Below are 16,781 nucleotides of genomic sequence, written 5' to 3'. Positions count from 1 at the left end.
TCAAAAATGGTAAAAAAAAAGCGTCAGGAAGGTATGTTTTTTTCCGTTGCTACCTTGTATTGCGGATCCTCGGCAATGTTTACTTCTATAATCCCCTCTGCGTTTTTCAGCAGTAGCCTGCAGTCCGGACTTAAATGCCTTAATACAAGCGACTTGCCGGCTAAACGATAGCGTTCTGTAAGCTTATTTAACGCTTCGATACCAGACATATCGGCCACCCTGCTGTCTTTAAAATCTATTTCTACTCTTTGCGGATCGCCGGCAACATCGAATTTATCGTTGAAGTTGGCTACGGAGCCAAAAAATAACGGACCGTATATTTCATAGTGCTTTACTCCATGCGCATCCACATGTTTCCGCGCCCGGATACGCTTCGCACTTTCCCAGGCAAAAACTAGTGCAGAGATGATGACGCCTATCAGAACTGCCAGGGCCAGGTTGTGCAGCCAAATCGTTATGAGGGCTACAACAATACCGACAAAAATATCCTGCTTCGGCATTTTGTTTATCACGCGAAAGCTCATCCATTCAAACGTACCAATAGCGACCATAATCATTACGCCGGTTAGTGCAGCCATGGGTACGCGCTCTATCACAGGTGCACCTACCAGTACGATAAGCAGGATGGTAAGTGCCGCGATAATACCAGATAAACGGGACCGAGCTCCGGCTGATAGATTGACCATGGTTTGCGCAATCATCGGACAGCCGCCCATACCCGAGAACAGCCCGTTCAGGATGTTCGCCGAACCTTGCGCCAGGCACTCTTTGTTGCCTTTTCCCTTGTTACCTACAATTTCGTCTACAAGGTTCAACGTAAGCAAGCCCTCGGTTAGTCCCACTCCTGCCATCACAACTCCGTAGGGAAGCACAATCTCTAAAGTTTCCCATGTAAAAGGAATTTGAGGAATGTGAAACGGAGGAAAACCCCCACTTACAGAAGCGATATCGCGGACGGTTTTGGTATCGATATCGAATGCTAATACGACTATGAACACTACAATAATGGCCATGAGCGAAGCGGGCACCGCCTTGGTAATCTTAGGGAAGATAAGCACGATAAAGATCGTTAATGCAGTGAGTGCGGCCATAATGAGCAAGGGCGTACCCGAAAGCCAGGTTACTTCACCGTTTACTACGGTCTTAAACTGTTCAAGTTGCGACAAAAATATAATGACAGCTAAACCGTTCACGAACCCAAACATTACGGGCTGCGGAACCAGGCGAACAAACTTACCCAGCCTGAACAAACCGACCAGGATCTGCACTATGCCGGCAAGCAGTACGGCGGCAAACACGTACTCTATTCCGTGCGACCGCATCAATGCGATAAGCACGATCACGGTGGCCCCCGCCCCTCCAGATATCAGCCCTGGCCTGCCACCAAAAATAGCGGTGACCAGCCCCATGATAAATGCGGCGTACAAACCTACCAGCGGTGGGAATCCGGCCAGTATCGCAAAAGACAGCGATTCAGGCATCATCGTCATAGCTACGGTAAGTCCGGCCAATATTTCGGTCCTATAATTAACCGGCTGTGAAAAGTCGAAGAGCCTGACTTTGGCAGGGAAGTTGAACTGCATAATAGGCAATTTTCATAAGCGGGCAAATATAAGGAATATGCAAGCCGTAAAACGAAAATGATTTTTGACTGACACCGAACGAAAATGCTTGGTGTTAATTAGCAAATAAGTATCAGATGAACATGAACAAAGTATGGTTAATAACAGGCTGCTCAACAGGGTTTGGCCGCGAACTAGCAAAACAGGTTTTACAAAAGGGCTATCGTGCAGCAGTGGCCGCCCGTAAAGTTGAAGATATCGAAGATATTATTACTGCTTACCCCGAAACGTCGATTGCAGTAGGGCTTGACGTAACAGAGCAAAACCAGATAGACGAGGCTGTGCGCCAAACGCTGGAGATTTTCGGTCAGATAGATGTTCTGGTGAATAACGCTGGCATAGGTTATTTTGGTTCTGCCGAAGAGAGTGATAAACAGGAAGTGCGCCGCATGTTTGAGGTGAACTTTTGGGGACTTACAAACATGACCCGCGCAGTATTACCGGTGATGCGCAAGCAGCGAAGCGGTCATATTCTTAATGTTTCTTCGATCGGAGGGCTCATGGCATTTCCCGCTTTGTCCTATTACAACGCTACTAAATTTGCGGTTGACGGCTTCTCTGAGTCTTTAGCTAAGGAAACTGCGCCGCTGGGTATAAAAGTTACCATTATAGCTCCGAGCGGTTTCCGCACCGACTGGGCGGGCAGATCGGCCAACGAGGCAGAGCAGACTATTGAAGATTATAAAACTACCGCTTGGCAAAACCACGACAGCATCCGGGGATATAGCGGCAATCAGCCGGGCGACCCAGTGAGGGCGGCTGCGGCTATTATTCAGGCCACCGAAGCTGCAAATCCACCATTACGGCTGCTCTTAGGTGCGGCTGCGCTTAGGAATGCCAGAAAGAAAATTGAAGAACTGGCTACAGACTTCGACCATTGGGCTGAAACCAGCGCAGGCGCGGATTTTCCGGCGTAGTTATTTCGATATCTTATCGAGCGGTCTGCGGGAAGGGTGATCGGACGACTTGTATTTCGAGGGAGACATCCCTGCGATAGATTTAAACTGGGCGGAAAGATGGGCACTACTGCTGTAGCCCATCTTGTAAGCAATTTCATTAAGGTTTAACTCGCCGTATTCTAAAAGTTCCTTTACCCGTTCGATTTTCTGCTGAATGATGTAGCGCTCTATGGTTATTCCCTCCCGGTCAGAAAACAGCCGGCTAAGATAAGTGTAGTCACGGTTAAGCTGATCGGCGATCACATGCATCAGACTTCGGTTTATCTCCTCAAGATCTGAGTAATGAACCAGGTTTATAACAGCATTCTTAATCTGTTCAACCAGCTTGTCTTTTTCTTTATCAATCAATTCAAAGCCAAGTACCTGGAATGCGGCTGATATATCCTGCAGCTGAGCAGGGCTTGGATCCGGCGTAACGTTTGCCCGCCCCAGACTAAGCTCAGAGACACTGAAACCAAGCTGGGTAAGTTGCTGACGTACAATCAGGCTACATCGGTCGCACACCATATTTTTAATATGGAGGATCATATTTTCTCTGCCTGGTACCCTACCTGATCAAGAGCAATGATAACTTCTTTTGGATTGAGGGGCTCATCTGTACTAATGGTGAGGATTTTATCGGGGCTTTCTGTATCTACTTTCCAGTCACCGGGAATCTGGTCAAGAACCGGGGTTACGGCGGCAATACAGCCACCGCATTTAATATTGGTTTTAAAAGCTAAAGTATGCATAATAAACGGTTTAAATAGTGGGTTCTAGAAAATGATACCACAAAGATAAGGCCTGCCTCAGCTTAGAAGTTATAAAATATCGATTAAATCTTATATTTGCATGCTCTTAGTCATATGCCACGTAGCACTTATTTCTTCCTTATTCTGATCCTTGGATCGCTTACCGCTTTAGGGCCGTTTTCTATCGACATGTACCTGCCTGGTTTTAAGGCCATAGCGACCGATCTGCAGACCAGCGAAGCGAAAGTTGCCTGGTCGCTCTCCAGCTATTTCATCGGCATCTCGGCCGGACAGCTGCTTTACGGGCCACTGCTTGACCGCTACGGGCGTAAAATGCCACTTTATATCGGACTGCTTGCCTATATTCTTACTTCTGTTGCCTGTGCCTTTGTTGCAGATATTGATTCTTTTATATGGCTGCGATTTTTTCAAGCTGTTGGAAGTTGCGCGGCGGGCGTAGCTTCCATTACGCTGGTGCGCGACCTGTTTCCGGTATCTGAAAATGCCAAGGTGTTCGCGCTGCTGATGCTCGTGCTGGGCGCCTCGCCCATGATTGCGCCTACGCTGGGGGGCTACGTTTCTGTCGCCTTTGGCTGGCATGCCATATTTCTTTTCCTGGCCGGATTGGGGGTCTTTAACCTGCTTGCCAGCTGGCTCTGGCTGCCTGCGGGACAGTCGCCCGACCCAACCTTATCCCTAAAACCCAAGCCAATCCTGACTAATTTTGCGGCCGTATTGCGCGTACCGCAGTTTTATACCTATGCCTTTACCGGCGCTTTCGCCTTTGCGGGTCTGTTTGTGTATGTGGGCGCCTCGCCCCTGCTGTTTATGTCGGTTTTTAACGTAGCCGAAGAAACCTACGGCTGGATCTTCGCCGGACTTAGCATCGCCTTTATAGGCGCCAGTCAGGTAAACACGCTGATGCTCAGAAGATACCGCAGCGAGCAGCTGATCTATGCGGCATTATGCGGACAACTGGTCGTCGCCTTACTGTTCCTGGTCGGCAGCATGAACGGTTGGTTCGGGCTGGCCGGCACACTTGCCATGCTCTTTCTTTTTCTGGCTTGTCTGGGTTTTGCAAACCCTAATGCCGCCGCCTTATCGCTCGCACCTTTCACCAAAAATGCCGGCAGCGCCTCGGCGCTTATGGGCGCATCCCAGATGGCCATCGGTGCCATTGCCTCGGCATGTATTGGCTTTTTTGAGCAGACCTCGGCTGTGCCGATGGTAACCATTATGGCCGTTACGACCTTGTCGGCCTTCCTTATCCTGCACTTTGGGCGGAAGAAAGTCGCCCGCCTGCAGGCAGCAAAAAATAATTTTTAAGCGCGTAGGGGTAGATCGAAATCTGGCTGTCTTAGTTTAAAACAAGACAACATGAGATCAATCTTAACATCTATTTTAATGGCGGCCGCATTTACATCGGCCGCGCAGCATCAGCTTCCTGGCAAGGTGCATCTGGGCATTGTGTATCCTTTGAGCACCAATGGCACACATGCGCCGCTGGATACGAACAACCTTTCCATCCACCTTTTTGCAGGCGTTTCGGCCGAAGAACAGGGCCCCTCCTTTGCCGGATTTTCGAACGTGGTAAGGGGTAATGCCAATGGGGCACAGTTTGCCGGATTCTCTAATCATATCGGCAAAAAAGCCAACGGGGGCTTGTTCGCAGGTTTTCTGAACACCTCGGGCGGCGGCGATCATGCGGCATTTGCTGGCTTCGGCAACGTGGCCACAGGCGATATGAAGGGCCTGCAGGTTGCGGGCTTTGTGAACACCGCCCGTGATGTAAATGGTTCGCAGATCGCGGGTTTTATAAACGTGGCACGGAAAGTAAAGGGCGCGCAGATTGCCGGTTTTGTGAACATTGCCGACAGCAGCGATTGTCCCATCGGGATCATCAACATCATCAGACAGGGCGAGAAGAGCGTAGGCCTCACGATCGACGAGAATCAGACGCTGATGGCGGGCTTCAGATCGGGCGGCAAGGTGATGTACGGCATCATCGGCCTGGGTTATAACTTCAAAAACGATGATGCGGTGTATGCCTTCGAGGCCGGCTTGGGTGCCCATTTGCTGCGTACGCCGGTCTTCCGACTGAACACGGAACTCGTTTCGGGGATGCTGGAGGATTTTGAGGAGGGCGAATATTTTAAGGCCTCGTTTCGGGTGATGCCAGCCGTTAAGATTGGTCAGAGCATAGAGCTTTTTGCCGGCCCCGCCCTTCATTTCATCAGCACGGATACGGCCGAGGGGGTTAACCTGACCAAGCGTTATCTGAAGGAATGGAATGGCGACTGGGACGAGGATTTCAGGGCACTTTACCTGGGTTATACGGCTGGCTTGCATATACGGTTTTAACATTATTTCATCTATTTAATACAACATCATGAAACATTTACTTTTATCAGCATTTATCGGTTTATCACTTATGTCATGCACAAAAGACAGGCTAACGGCCAATGGCGAGCGGACTTCAGAAACCAGGAATTTGGACGAGTTTACCGGCGTAAGCGCAAATGGCGCAACCGACGTACAGATTAGTTACGGCACAGAATACAGGGTGGTTATTAAGGGCTCGAGCAACCTGATCCCGCATTTCGAAACGGAAGTACGCGGCGGAATCTTGTATCTGCAGTACGACGACGTGAACGTGCGTCACGACGACCTGCAGGTTTCCGTAACCCTCCCGCTTATCGACCATGTATCTGCCAGCGGCAGCGGCGAGATTGATATAACAGGAGCTTTCCCGGCAGTCGATGAGTTCAGGGTGTCTGTGAGCGGTTCTGGGGAGGTCGACCTGGAGCGCACCATTGAAGCGGAAAATGCGCGGGTAAGCGTATCCGGTTCGGGTAATGCCGACCTTGAAGCTTTGCGTGCCGAGGATGCCGATGTGGAAGTTTCGGGCAGCGGTGAGGTGGAGATTACGGTGTACAACCGCCTTAAGGCCCGCATCAGCGGAAGCGGAAAGATATATTATAACGGCAATCCGCAGGTTGATGCAGAGGTTAGCGGCTCAGGCAAGGTGCTTAAGCACCGCGACTAAACTTGTTGCATGGCATCAGCATAAAAAGAAACTGGTATATTTGGGGCTTAAATATTTTGAGCCCCATTTAATTGACGTGAATCCGCGTGCCAGCGTATATGATGATGTTGCTTTTGAACAGTTGTTTAAAAAGCATTACGGGGAGCTGCATAGTTATGCACAGGTTATCCTCCAGGACAGCGATGTGGCGGAGGAGATTGTGCAGCAGATGTTCCTTAAATTTTGGGAGAAGCGCGAACTGCTGAATATTGAGACGGCAGTGCGGGCTTATTTGTATAAATGCGTTTATCACGACAGCATGAATTATCTGAAGCACGAAAAGATTAAATTGAAATATCAGGACTATGCCGCGCACAGCATGAACAAGATGCAGGAGCCGGCCTCTGCGAAAGCAGAGCTGTCGGAATTGCAGATGCGGCTTACCGAAGCCCTGAATGAACTGCCCGAGGCTTGCCGCACCATATTTCAGTTGAGCCGCTATGAGGATCTGAAATATAAAGAGATTGCCGAGCGACTGGGCCTGTCGGTAAAGACAGTTGAAAACCAGATGGGTAAGGCCCTGAGAACGCTTAGGCTGAAACTGGCTGATTTTATAACGGTATTCGTGGTCGCTTTTGCGGTTTATTACAGGGACTTTTTTAATTAGGAACCGGGCTATGGAAGATGAATTGCTGATCAAATATCTGCTGAATGAGGCCGCTGAAGCTGAACGGATCGCAGTGGAGGAATGGCTTGCGCAATCGGAAGCAAACCGTTCCAGGTTTGCTGCCTTTGAAAAGATATGGACGGCAAGCAAAAGTTTAAGTGCATCAGCCAGGCCCGATGCAGATGAAGCATGGATCAGGTTTAAGTCGCGCGCCACTGAAGGAAATTCTGAATCGCGACAAGTTCCTTTTCTGAAAGTCAGGCCTTCATTTGCAGGCACATGGATACGGGTAGCTGCAGCGCTGGTTGCAGTTGTTGGAATTTGGCTTGTCTACAGTCTGCTTGGCCCTTCGGGCTACACGGATGTGGTGGCGCAGGCGGATGTGCGCCGGGAAAAACTTCCTGATGGTTCGGTAATTACCTTGAACAAGAACAGTTCGCTTAGCTATGCGGCCGATTTTGCCGACAATCGCAGTGTGCGGCTTAAAGAGGGAGATGTGTTTTTCGAGGTAGCGCCAGACCGGGCGAGGCCTTTTGTGATCGATGTGGACAAGGTTTCGGTTTTGGTGGTGGGCACTTCTTTTAATGTGAAGCACCGGGGAAATGAGACAGAGGTGATCGTTGAAAGCGGCATTGTGCGTGTCTCCCGAGGCCAAAGCCAGCTGGAACTGCGCCGGGGTGAGAAGGTGCTGATCAGTGCTGCGTCGGGCGAACTACGCAAATCGGCCAGCACAGATTCCTTATATAATTACTACCGCAGTAAGCAGTTTGTCGCCGATAACATACCGCTTGGGCGACTCCTTGATGTGCTGAACGAGGCCTATGAAGCACAGATTGAGATCAGCGATGAGGCTACGGCCAGGGAACAGATCAGTATTACCTTGCGACCGGACACACCCTTGGAAGACAACCTGCGGATCGTTTGCGAGACCCTGGGCTTAAAGATGGAGCGTAACGGAAAGCAGTACCTGTTGTCTAAACTTCTAGAATGAAACTACGCCTGACGCTTTTTTTGCTCGTTTATGCCCTGTTGGCTACGGCGCTGGTACATGCGCAATCGGCTGTTGTACGGTATCGTGGCAACCTGGATAAGCAGCTGAGTCTGAATGTCAGCAACGAACCAGTTGTACGTGTGCTTGAGCAGATGAGCAAGGCGGGCGGCTTTTACTTCTCTTATGGCGGACGCCTTTTCCGCCGCGATAGTTTGGTGAGCATTCAGGTAAATCAGATGCCGGTGCGTGATGTGCTCGACCGGCTCTTTGAGGGAACGGTGGAATACAAGGAAATCGCAGAACATATTATTTTAAGGTATGCGGCAAACCGGCTGACGATTGAGCCGGAGAACATCGCGCAGAACGAGTCGCACTACCAGATCAGCGGTTACGTGGTCGATGCATCTACAGGTGCCAGGCTATCGAAAGCCAGCGTGTATGAAAAGCGGCTACTGCAGTCGGCTTTAACAGACGAGGATGGCTATTTTAGGTTACGCTTTAAGGGCAATCACTCCAACGTGATTCTCACTGCCAGCCGGGAGAACTACCGGGATACATCCCTGTTCTTTCTGGCAGATATCAAGGTGAAACCAGAGGGGTACCGTACTGAAGCAGATGAGTCGGCCAGCTTTTTAAACCGTATTGAAAACCTGGGACTCAGCAGGTTTTTCCTGTCATCCAAACAAAAGCTTCAGAGCCTGAATATCCCGGATTTTCTGGCGAATATGCCCTTTCAGGCTTCATTAATACCAGGTTTGAGTTCGCATGGGAGCATGAGCGGACAGGTGATCAATAAGGGTTCACTAAATGTTCTGGGCGGATATACCGCAGGCGTGGATGGCGTGGAAGTGGGCGGACTGTTCAACATTACCAAAGGCGATGTAAATAAGGTGCAGGTAGCAGGCTTGTTTAACGGCGTTGGCGGTTCGGTCAGGGGCGTGCAGGTCGCCGGTCTGATCAACGATGTGCGGACAGGCGTTTCAGGCGTCCAGGTAGCGGGACTGGTCAACGCTGTGCAGAAAGACATGAAAGGGACACAGGTGGCGGGCCTGGTTAACCTTACCGTGAAGAAACTGGACGGAGTCCAGATAGCTGGTCTGGTCAATTACGCGACTGATGTGAGCGGCCTGCAGATCGGCTTGCTGAATATCTCCAGTCGCAATGAAGGCTACAGCATCGGCCTGCTCAATTACGTACATCACGGTTATCACCGGATCAGTGTGTCGGCCAACGAAATCATAAACGCGAACCTGGCGCTGAAACTGGGCAATGCTAAATTGTATAATATTCTGCTGGCCGGCAAAAACTTCTCGGATACGGCCAAGGTGCTCAGCGCCGGACTGGGTTTTGGTCACGACTTCATTTTCGGACCGAGGTTTTCGGCAGCAATGGAACTGACCTCACAGTACCTGTATCTGGGCAATTGGGATTACTCGAACATTCTGAACCGCTTTGGATTGAGCGCACAGTATCAGGTTATTAAAGGTCTTGCTGTTGTGGCGGGCCCGGCTTACTCGGTCTATGTGAGCAATGCGCCGGTTGGCGGTGCTGCGAAAAACTACAGTCAACAGGTGTATCCCGATCGCCGGCACGACTTTTCCTCAAAAGTGAAAGGCTGGTTGGGCTGGAATGTAGGGCTTACCCTAGCACTCGAGCAGATCTAGGAACCAGTATCCGGCATTCTTTACCGTTGCCGTTTCATAGCTCTTGAACACTCGTTCGCCTGTGCGGAACCTGATGGGCTCTTTAAAAATCGGGCCATCAAAAACGAAGGTATGGAACTCGCCGTTCTCGCCACAGGGATCAATATCAGCGGGTAGTTCATTTAGAAAATCATGGTCGATCACCCGCCCGCAAAAATCCTGCAGTCGCTCCTGCGCACAAACAACGATGGTTCTATAGCCAAGATTGATAAAGGTTTCCAGCAAGGTCCTGGTGTCTTGCTTCCATAAAGGGAATTTCGCGGTTATGTTCAATTCAGCCAGTTGCTTCTCCCGATAGGCTTTCAGGTCTTCCAGAAATATATCGCCATAAATGGCCTGTCCGATGCCGCTTGACCGCAAACGATTCAAGTGAAGGCGCATTTCCCGTTCGTAGACATCCATCCCAGGCATTTCCGGGAGGCGGACCTGATGAAGTCTGATTCCAATGCTTTCTGCCTGTCTGATCAGCAAGGAGGTCCGCAGCCCATGCATGGATACACGGTCGAGACCATCATTAACCGTCGTGAGGAGGCAGTCGACCTGTATGGTTGGGTCTTGCAACACATAGTGAAGCGCAAGTGTGCTGTCTTTGCCCCCGCTCCAGTTGAAAACGCTTTTGGTTATTTGCGGCTTATCGGAGAACAAGTTCCTGGTGGTAAAAATTAACAAACCGCTTTTCAGCGGATGGATCGCCGCCAAAGATCTCCGGGTGAAACATTTCGGCAAGGGATTCGATGCCCTGAACCAAAGTGCCTACGCTAGGCTGAGTGAACATATCAAAGTCGGCCAGGTAGACCGCCTGGTTCTTGACAGCCTCGAGTTCATCCCAGCCTGGCTTTGAGGTTAGGAGCGACATTTCCTGAAAACTGCGCTGCACATCGAAACCGCAGGGTGCGATAACCAAAACTTCAGGATTGTACTGCTGTATCTTTTCCCACTTGTTGACAATCGAATCGCCCCCGGGGTTAGACAGCATATCTACGCCTCCGGCTGCTGCAATCTGGAAAGGAATCCAGTGCCCGCAGTTATAAATGGGCTCGATCCACTCCATGAGCATAACCCTTCTTAGAGGAGCGCGGTGAAGCCTCAACGTGTCGATAATATCGTCCATCCGGCTTTTTAACGCGGCCAGATAGCGAAGCGCCACTTCTTCCCTCCCGAGTGTCTGGCCGATTTTTAATGCACAGTCGAACACATCGTTCAGGCTATCCGGACTTAAGGTAACGAGCTGAGGCTGCTTGCTGAGGTTGGCAATGGAAGACAAGGTGCAGGCGGTGTCGATGAGACAGACCTCGCAGGTGTCCTGGGTGAAGATCACATCGGGCTGTATTTGCTCGAGCAACTCTTCGTCGACCCAATACAAGCTTTTGCCCTGCGCTTTTGATGCCGAGAAGATACGATCAATTTCGGCACTGGAGTAATTGTTGCCCTCGAGCACGCAGCGGACGATCTTTGGCTGGGCAGACGCCTCTTTGGGGCACTCGAAGGTAACCCCACAGAGATATTCCTCCAAACCCATATCGTAGATCATCTTGGTAGCAGCGGGTAAAAATGAGACGACTTTCATAACTTGGAATTAAAAACCCCTTCTGCGACTTGCAAAAGGGGTTGTAACACGAATAAGATTATGTTAAGCATGCTGCAATCCGGCACCCGGAGCATACCTCAGTGAAGGAAACTTTGCTTTAGCATACTCAAATCCGCCGAACATCACCGCACTGTAGGCAAGTGTGCTTACCAGCAGGTTGCGTTCCCAGGGAATCGCATTCCACAGGGCCAGCAGATAACCGTTGAAAGTCCTTGGGTACATAGAACCCTCCATCATGACCACGCTGATATCCGAAACAATCCAGTGAATAAAAACACATGCAAAGGACCCGGCAACAACCGACAGAACGCTCACCTGTTTCATGTAGCGGCCGACTGTTACCATCAGCATAAAGCTGATGTATGTCCACACTGCAGCGTCGAATTTGCCGTCGATATGATAGTAGACGGTATAATTCAAGATAAGATCGCTGGCCAGCAGGGTTATAAAGGGAATAAAGTATGCCTTAAGTTTATCTGCGTAATAAACGCCGCCAAACATCGCTATAGCGCCAATCGGCGTAAAATTAAACCAACTTGTAAAACTATCCAGATGGAGAAACCGTGTAGCTGCCGCAGCAATAACGATCAGGATCAAGATAGAATTTCTGATGTTGAATTTTTCTAATGACATATGTATAGCTTTTGAGTTGTAAAAATATCAATTCTTACTTAATAAAAAAACTTAAACCGGCATTCATATTAAAGCCCATGCTGTTATACCCGTAAAACTCCTGGTATTGCTCATCGAGGATATTCTTCAGGTCGGCAAATATTTTCAGGCGTTTGTTCAATAACGCATATTCACCGTAGAAATTTAAAACTTTATACGCCGGCAGATCTTCGATCACATAATCGCTAAAATTTCCGTCGGTACGGGCACCGTTGTATTTGAATGAGCTACTCAGATACAGTGCGTTAGTGGCCTGAACGCCAGCATTAATTCCAAAAATGTGTTTTGGCCTGCGCAACAGATAATCGGAAACCTGGTTGGTGATGAAGTTGAACTCTGTACCTTCAACAAAGGCATAATATCCGTTGATATTAAACACAGACAATCTGACCGCCGGCTCAATCTCAAATCCTTTTACTTCCTGGTTGGCCTGGTTCACATAGCCAACATTTCCATATACGATGGCATTGGTTAAGTCGCGCTTAAAACCTGCTGCGCGCAAACTGTAGCGATCCTCAACAAAGCTGAGGTTAAAACCCGCCTCATAGTTTTTCGACTTTTCCGGTACCAGATCCAGATTGGCTCCAAAAGCACCGAAAAGGTTTTCAAGCGTTGGCGCCTTAAACGATGTGGAAACGGTACCAAAGAGTTTGACACCTTCCAATACGTTTACTGAGGGTGTGATGTTGTAGGTATAGTTCTCGCCGTATTCTTTGTGCTTATTATATCTTCCGCCTACTTCGAGATTAAAGATGCTCAGATCGTGCAAAAACACAGAGGCATAGGTACTGAAGAGATTTGTTTGAGCCTTGGAATTTGCGTTTAACCTTGTAGCCCGGTTGTCCAGACCCACAAGAACATCAACCTTCTGACCAACCTTTTGATTGTAGAACAGATCGACCAGATCCATAAACCCTACTGAATTGCTTGTTCCGTACTGATTCAGTGTGTTGATCTTGGATTTCTCGTGACTGTAATTGAGATTTATTTTACCCCGGCCGAAATCGTACTTGGTGTTCAACCCCCCGTTGAACCGCTCAAGTTTGAAATTGTTCGACGGATTGTCGGCAAATGAACCGGCGTCAAAATCGTAATGCCCATAAAAGTAGCGCAAAAAGGGACTTACACTGAACTTATCTGTCGCCTGAAACGCAAAGTTTGCGTTAACGGCGCCCGTCTTATTGCCATCCTTATCGAACGCATCGGTATTGCCGACCGGGTTAGCGGCTTCGGAAATGCCATCTGTCTTGCCCTGTGTGAATGCGATGTTGTAAGAAAACTGTTCTACGTTGGCACTGATGCCAATGGTTCCCTTATAAGTTTCATAGCTGCCGTAGCTGGCTACACCATACACACTGTTGCCAGCTTTAGTACCTTTTTTGGTGATGATGTTGATTACACCGGCTATCGCATCCGATCCATAGATGGTAGATTGTCCGCCCTTGATGATTTCAATGTGATCGATCTGGTCGATAGAAAACATTCTGAGATCAAATGATGAACCGGTCCCAGAAGGATTGCTTGCCAGGATTCCGTCGATCAGAACAACGGCGTGAACACTCGCTGCTCCCCTAAAGAAAAGACTTTTATTTAACCCGACGTTTCCTGTTGCCCCGCCTACCACAATGCCTGCCTGTTCATTGAGCAGTTCGACCAGGCTCTTGCCATGGCTGCGCTCCAGTACCTCGCTTCCGATTATCGTGACCACTTTTCCGGTTTGCGACTGCTTCTGGTCGTTTTTGGTCGCAGAGATGACCACGCTATCCAGCCTGATGGCGTCCTGCGCTGATGCGGCACCAGCGATACCGAGTTGAAGAACGCCGAATCCGGCTGCCATCCACACTTTGTTCTTAATTTTCATTCTGTATTGTTTGTTTAATCATTTGCAAAACACAATAAACAACAACAATAATTTTGTTGTGAGTATTACCCACAGCAAACAGTTAGATCAAGGAAATGAAATACAATAATAATACAGCACTCACTCCTAGCTTCAATCCCCGAAAGCTATGAAATCATATGGCTAAAGGCAGGTCTTCTGACTTACTCCCGGATATTCTGCCTTCCCAATTTGCCTGTCGACAATTCAGTGGCGTGATTTGAACACCGTTACAGAGCTTACAGCTGCGGGACAGTTACGGAATTACACCGTATTCCCTTTTAATTCTTTATTCATCATAAAGAAACCAAAAGCGAGGCAAATGTAACTAAATTCATGTAATCAGCCCTATTTGAACATAGAATAAAATTTAAGGGAATTTATTACGTTAATTTGTACCGTGGGTTTTAACACTATTTAACATAAGGAGTTTTACGATTTTTTGATCTTTATCACATGTTTAAAGAAATCCGGAATAAGTTTATCCGTTACTCAATCATATTCATTTATTGCATTATTATCTTCTTTTGTGCGCTCCAACTTAACTTTCTCTGGTTATTTGGCTATTCGCCCTCTTACAAAGACATTAAATCGCCTACGCTTCGTGTAGGTTCTGAATTATACACTTCAGACGGACAGTTGATAGGACGTTATTTTAAGGAAAACCGTACCCCGGTAAGTTTCGAAGAGATTGATTCCAGCGTTATTGAAGCACTGGTTGCCACCGAAGATGTACGCTTCTACCAGCATATGGGGATCGACTTTCGTTCTTTGCTTTCAAGCAGTATATCGACCGCTACGGGCGACCGGCGCGGAGCAAGTACCATTACTCAACAGCTCGCTAAAAACCTTTACCGGACGCGTTACAATAAATCGCAGGGCCTTCTAAGCAAAATACCCTTGCTCAGAACAATCGTTCCTAAACTTAAGGAATGGCTTACAGCGGTGAAACTTGAAGCCAACTACTCAAAAAACGATATCCTGACGATGTACCTCAATACCGTCTCGTTCGGTAACAATGCATACGGGCTCAAGACTGCTGCGAGGATATATTTCGATAAAACGACCGACAAACTGGAAATCCCGGAATCAGCATTGCTGGTGGGCATGTTGAAAGGCACCTCCATGTATAACCCTGTTAGAAATCCGGAGCGTGCGCTGGAACGACGAAATGTAGTCCTCACACAGATGAATAAATATAATTACCTGACGGCTGCCCAACTCGACACGTTCAAACGTACCGGTCTTAATTTACGTGAAGGTATGATGGACGGCGGCAGTGAGGGTGATTCTTACCTGCGTACGGCGGTCGACAAATATCTTGAAAAATGGTGTGAGGAGAATAACTATGACTTGTATGAGGACGGGCTAAAAATCTACACCACCATTGATTCCAAACTCCAGAAGTATGCGGAAGAGGCCGTTTCTGAACAGATGAAGGTACTTCAACGTAGATTTTACAACGTATGGGGTAACCAGGACCCTTGGTACGACTCTGAAGACAATAAGGTTGACTATCCGGGACGTGCTATGAAGAACCTGCCGGTATATGCTATGCTTGAAAAAAAGTTCAAGGATCAGCCTGATTCTGTAGAAGCCTATTTTAACCGTAAAAAGAGGATGAGAATATTTACCTGGAATGGCGACCGCGATACCTTGTTCTCCACCATGGACTCCATTAAATACTATGGAAAAATCCTAAATACTGGTATGATGACGCTGGACCCCTTCAGCGGAAAGATTAAGGTGTGGGTGGGTGGTATCGACCATAAATTCTTTAAATATGACCATGTGAGTCAGGCGAAAAGGCAAGCGGGCTCTACTTTCAAACCCTTCGCTTACCTTGCCGCGCTGGAGCAAGGCATGAGTCCATGCGACAAATTTACAGATAAGCCAGTGCGTATAGCTTACCAGGAAAAGGGAAAAACTGAATACTGGGAGCCTAAAAACGCCGATTGGAACATTACCTACCGCGAAATGTCGCTTCGCTGGGCAATGGCCAAATCGGTAAACACCATTACGGCCCAGGTAACTGAAGCCGTAGGCGCAGAGAATGTAGTTAAATGGGCGCATGAGTGCGGCATCGAGAGCAAGCTGGCCACCGTGCCCTCTGTAAGTCTGGGACCAAATGACGTGTCGGTATATGAAATGGTGCGTGCCTACGGTACGTTTTTGAACGAGGGCGTGCGTACAGATCCGATTTTGGTTGAACGTATTACGGATCAGGACGGCAACCTGATCGAAGAGTTTAAAACTAAAACTAAGCGTGTGCTGAGTGAAGAAATCGCCTGGCTGATGCTCTATATGCTCAGAGGCGGCGTGGAGGAGCCTGAAGGTACGTCTCAGGCACTTTGGTCGTACGGAGAAGTATTGCATAACAACGAAATAGGTGGTAAAACCGGAACATCATCCGACTATGTGGACGCCTGGTATATGGGTGTTACCAAAGACCTTGTCACAGGTGTTTGGGTGGGCTGCGATGAGCGGACGGCGCACTTTAAAAACGGTGAAACAGGGGAAGGTTCGAAAACAGCGCTCCCCATCTTTGCCAAATTTATGGACAAGGTGTATAAGGATCCCAGTACCGGTTATACGAAAGGCCGCTTCCCTAAACCAAAAGTAAAAATCGAGAGAGAATATTACTGCCCCACCCCAAGGTATGTCAGGGATACTACCGAAACGGATAGCTTGGCGGTCGACTCAACAGATTTCGAGGTGCCTTTGCTTGAGGGTGAGCAGCCCGAAAAGACTCAGCAGGAGGAGCAAAAGCCAGCTGAAGTAAAACCGGCCGCTCCTGCATCACAGCCGGCCAAACAGGAGGCCGTACAACCAGCGCCCCTAACCAGACGCGAAGAAAGACAGCTAAGAAGGAAACAGCGGCAGGAAGAAAAAGAGCAGGACGACAGCAATAAGAGCTAAATATTTTTAGTCGCGTGTAACATCT

Annotated in this window: 15 protein-coding genes and 1 riboswitch; of the genes, 8 read left to right on the top strand and 7 right to left on the bottom strand. The window is 48.7% G+C overall.

The window, feature by feature from the left end:
* Positions 1 to 23: 23 nt before the first annotated feature.
* Entirely contained in the window at positions 24 to 1,583 is a 1,560-nt protein-coding gene (locus tag QEP07_RS00975) for a SulP family inorganic anion transporter (protein WP_285008109.1), read from the bottom strand.
* A 116-nt stretch (positions 1,584 to 1,699) separates the two neighbouring features.
* On the opposite strand from QEP07_RS00975, the gene QEP07_RS00970 reads away from it, so the two are divergent.
* The gene (locus QEP07_RS00970; RefSeq protein ID WP_285008108.1) at positions 1,700 to 2,539 is read left to right on the top strand and encodes an oxidoreductase; all 840 of its coding nucleotides are present in this window, start codon (positions 1,700 to 1,702) and stop codon (positions 2,537 to 2,539) included.
* On the opposite strand, the gene QEP07_RS00965 is transcribed toward QEP07_RS00970, so the two are convergent.
* A complete protein-coding gene (locus tag QEP07_RS00965) occupies positions 2,540 to 3,109 on the bottom strand; it encodes a helix-turn-helix domain-containing protein (protein ID WP_285008107.1) in 570 nt (189 codons plus the stop codon).
* A complete protein-coding gene (locus QEP07_RS00960) occupies positions 3,106 to 3,312 on the bottom strand; it encodes a heavy-metal-associated domain-containing protein (RefSeq protein WP_256006531.1) in 207 nt (68 codons plus the stop codon). Before QEP07_RS00960 ends, QEP07_RS00965 begins: the two co-directional genes overlap by 4 nt.
* Before the next feature lie 114 nt (positions 3,313 to 3,426).
* Between QEP07_RS00960 and QEP07_RS00955 the strand changes: the two genes are divergently transcribed.
* From QEP07_RS00955 to QEP07_RS00930, 6 genes are read left to right on the top strand one after another with little or no spacing between them, the layout of a single operon-like run.
* Positions 3,427 to 4,638: a multidrug effflux MFS transporter gene (locus QEP07_RS00955; protein WP_285008106.1), complete on the top strand. Its 1,212-nt coding sequence runs from the start codon at positions 3,427 to 3,429 to the stop codon at positions 4,636 to 4,638.
* 51 nt (positions 4,639 to 4,689) lie between these two features.
* Positions 4,690 to 5,673, top strand: coding sequence for a hypothetical protein (locus QEP07_RS00950; RefSeq protein ID WP_285008105.1), 984 nt, complete (start codon positions 4,690 to 4,692; stop codon positions 5,671 to 5,673).
* Positions 5,674 to 5,701: 28 nt separating this feature from the next.
* Positions 5,702 to 6,358, top strand: coding sequence for a head GIN domain-containing protein (locus QEP07_RS00945; RefSeq protein WP_285008104.1), 657 nt, complete (start codon positions 5,702 to 5,704; stop codon positions 6,356 to 6,358).
* A complete protein-coding gene (locus QEP07_RS00940) occupies positions 6,312 to 7,004 on the top strand; it encodes an RNA polymerase sigma-70 factor (RefSeq protein WP_285008103.1) in 693 nt (230 codons plus the stop codon). Before QEP07_RS00945 ends, QEP07_RS00940 begins: the two co-directional genes overlap by 47 nt.
* Positions 7,005 to 7,014: 10 nt before the next feature.
* Positions 7,015 to 7,995 carry a FecR domain-containing protein gene (locus tag QEP07_RS00935; RefSeq protein ID WP_285008102.1) on the top strand — a complete coding sequence of 327 codons (981 nt, stop codon included), beginning with the start codon at positions 7,015 to 7,017 and terminating at the stop codon, positions 7,993 to 7,995.
* Positions 7,992 to 9,659 (top strand): hypothetical protein, encoded by a 1,668-nt coding sequence (locus tag QEP07_RS00930; protein WP_285008101.1) that lies wholly within the window; start codon positions 7,992 to 7,994, stop codon positions 9,657 to 9,659. Before QEP07_RS00935 ends, QEP07_RS00930 begins: the two co-directional genes overlap by 4 nt.
* On the opposite strand, the gene QEP07_RS00925 is transcribed toward QEP07_RS00930, so the two are convergent.
* From QEP07_RS00925 to QEP07_RS00910, 4 genes are all read right to left on the bottom strand, one after another.
* Entirely contained in the window at positions 9,639 to 10,343 is a 705-nt protein-coding gene (locus QEP07_RS00925) for a Dph6-related ATP pyrophosphatase (RefSeq protein WP_285008100.1), read from the bottom strand. The genes QEP07_RS00930 and QEP07_RS00925 overlap by 21 nt on opposite strands.
* Positions 10,330 to 11,265 (bottom strand): ABC transporter substrate-binding protein, encoded by a 936-nt coding sequence (locus tag QEP07_RS00920; RefSeq protein WP_285008099.1) that lies wholly within the window; start codon positions 11,263 to 11,265, stop codon positions 10,330 to 10,332. The genes QEP07_RS00925 and QEP07_RS00920 overlap by 14 nt, the downstream gene beginning before the upstream one ends.
* Positions 11,266 to 11,328: 63 nt before the next feature.
* Positions 11,329 to 11,919: a DUF6580 family putative transport protein gene (locus tag QEP07_RS00915; RefSeq protein WP_285008098.1), complete on the bottom strand. Its 591-nt coding sequence runs from the start codon at positions 11,917 to 11,919 to the stop codon at positions 11,329 to 11,331.
* Positions 11,920 to 11,953: 34 nt separating this feature from the next.
* Positions 11,954 to 13,819, bottom strand: a complete 1,866-nt coding sequence (locus QEP07_RS00910) for a TonB-dependent receptor plug domain-containing protein (RefSeq protein ID WP_285008097.1) — start codon at positions 13,817 to 13,819, stop codon at positions 11,954 to 11,956.
* Between the two features lie 150 nt (positions 13,820 to 13,969).
* Positions 13,970 to 14,164, bottom strand: a riboswitch (cobalamin riboswitch).
* 129 nt (positions 14,165 to 14,293) lie between these two features.
* Here QEP07_RS00910 and QEP07_RS00905 point away from each other — a divergent pair.
* Positions 14,294 to 16,756, top strand: coding sequence for a penicillin-binding protein 1A (locus tag QEP07_RS00905; protein WP_285008096.1), 2,463 nt, complete (start codon positions 14,294 to 14,296; stop codon positions 16,754 to 16,756).
* Positions 16,757 to 16,781: the final 25 nt, after the last annotated feature.

This window comes from Pedobacter faecalis (assembly GCF_030182585.1).
GTDB lineage: Bacteria > Bacteroidota > Bacteroidia > Sphingobacteriales > Sphingobacteriaceae > Pedobacter > Pedobacter faecalis.
The sequence above is the reverse complement of the archived record's forward strand: the minus strand, read 5'-3'. Positions and strand labels throughout refer to the sequence as shown.

Excerpts from the sequence above, each read along its gene's own strand:
- QEP07_RS00975 (WP_285008109.1), bottom strand. The coding sequence starts at position 1,583 with ATGCAGTTCAACTTCCCTGCCAAAGTCAGGCTCTTCGACTTTTCACAG.
- QEP07_RS00970 (WP_285008108.1), top strand. The coding sequence starts at position 1,700 with ATGAACATGAACAAAGTATGGTTAATAACAGGCTGCTCAACAGGGTTT.
- QEP07_RS00965 (WP_285008107.1), bottom strand. The coding sequence starts at position 3,109 with ATGATCCTCCATATTAAAAATATGGTGTGCGACCGATGTAGCCTGATT.
- QEP07_RS00960 (WP_256006531.1), bottom strand. The coding sequence starts at position 3,312 with ATGCATACTTTAGCTTTTAAAACCAATATTAAATGCGGTGGCTGTATT.
- QEP07_RS00955 (WP_285008106.1), top strand. The coding sequence starts at position 3,427 with ATGCCACGTAGCACTTATTTCTTCCTTATTCTGATCCTTGGATCGCTT.
- QEP07_RS00950 (WP_285008105.1), top strand. The coding sequence starts at position 4,690 with ATGAGATCAATCTTAACATCTATTTTAATGGCGGCCGCATTTACATCG.
- QEP07_RS00945 (WP_285008104.1), top strand. The coding sequence starts at position 5,702 with ATGAAACATTTACTTTTATCAGCATTTATCGGTTTATCACTTATGTCA.
- QEP07_RS00940 (WP_285008103.1), top strand. The coding sequence starts at position 6,312 with ATGCAGAGGTTAGCGGCTCAGGCAAGGTGCTTAAGCACCGCGACTAAA.
- QEP07_RS00935 (WP_285008102.1), top strand. The coding sequence starts at position 7,015 with ATGGAAGATGAATTGCTGATCAAATATCTGCTGAATGAGGCCGCTGAA.
- QEP07_RS00930 (WP_285008101.1), top strand. The coding sequence starts at position 7,992 with ATGAAACTACGCCTGACGCTTTTTTTGCTCGTTTATGCCCTGTTGGCT.
- QEP07_RS00920 (WP_285008099.1), bottom strand. The coding sequence starts at position 11,265 with ATGAAAGTCGTCTCATTTTTACCCGCTGCTACCAAGATGATCTACGAT.
- QEP07_RS00915 (WP_285008098.1), bottom strand. The coding sequence starts at position 11,919 with ATGTCATTAGAAAAATTCAACATCAGAAATTCTATCTTGATCCTGATC.
- QEP07_RS00910 (WP_285008097.1), bottom strand. The coding sequence starts at position 13,819 with ATGAAAATTAAGAACAAAGTGTGGATGGCAGCCGGATTCGGCGTTCTT.
- QEP07_RS00905 (WP_285008096.1), top strand. The coding sequence starts at position 14,294 with ATGTTTAAAGAAATCCGGAATAAGTTTATCCGTTACTCAATCATATTC.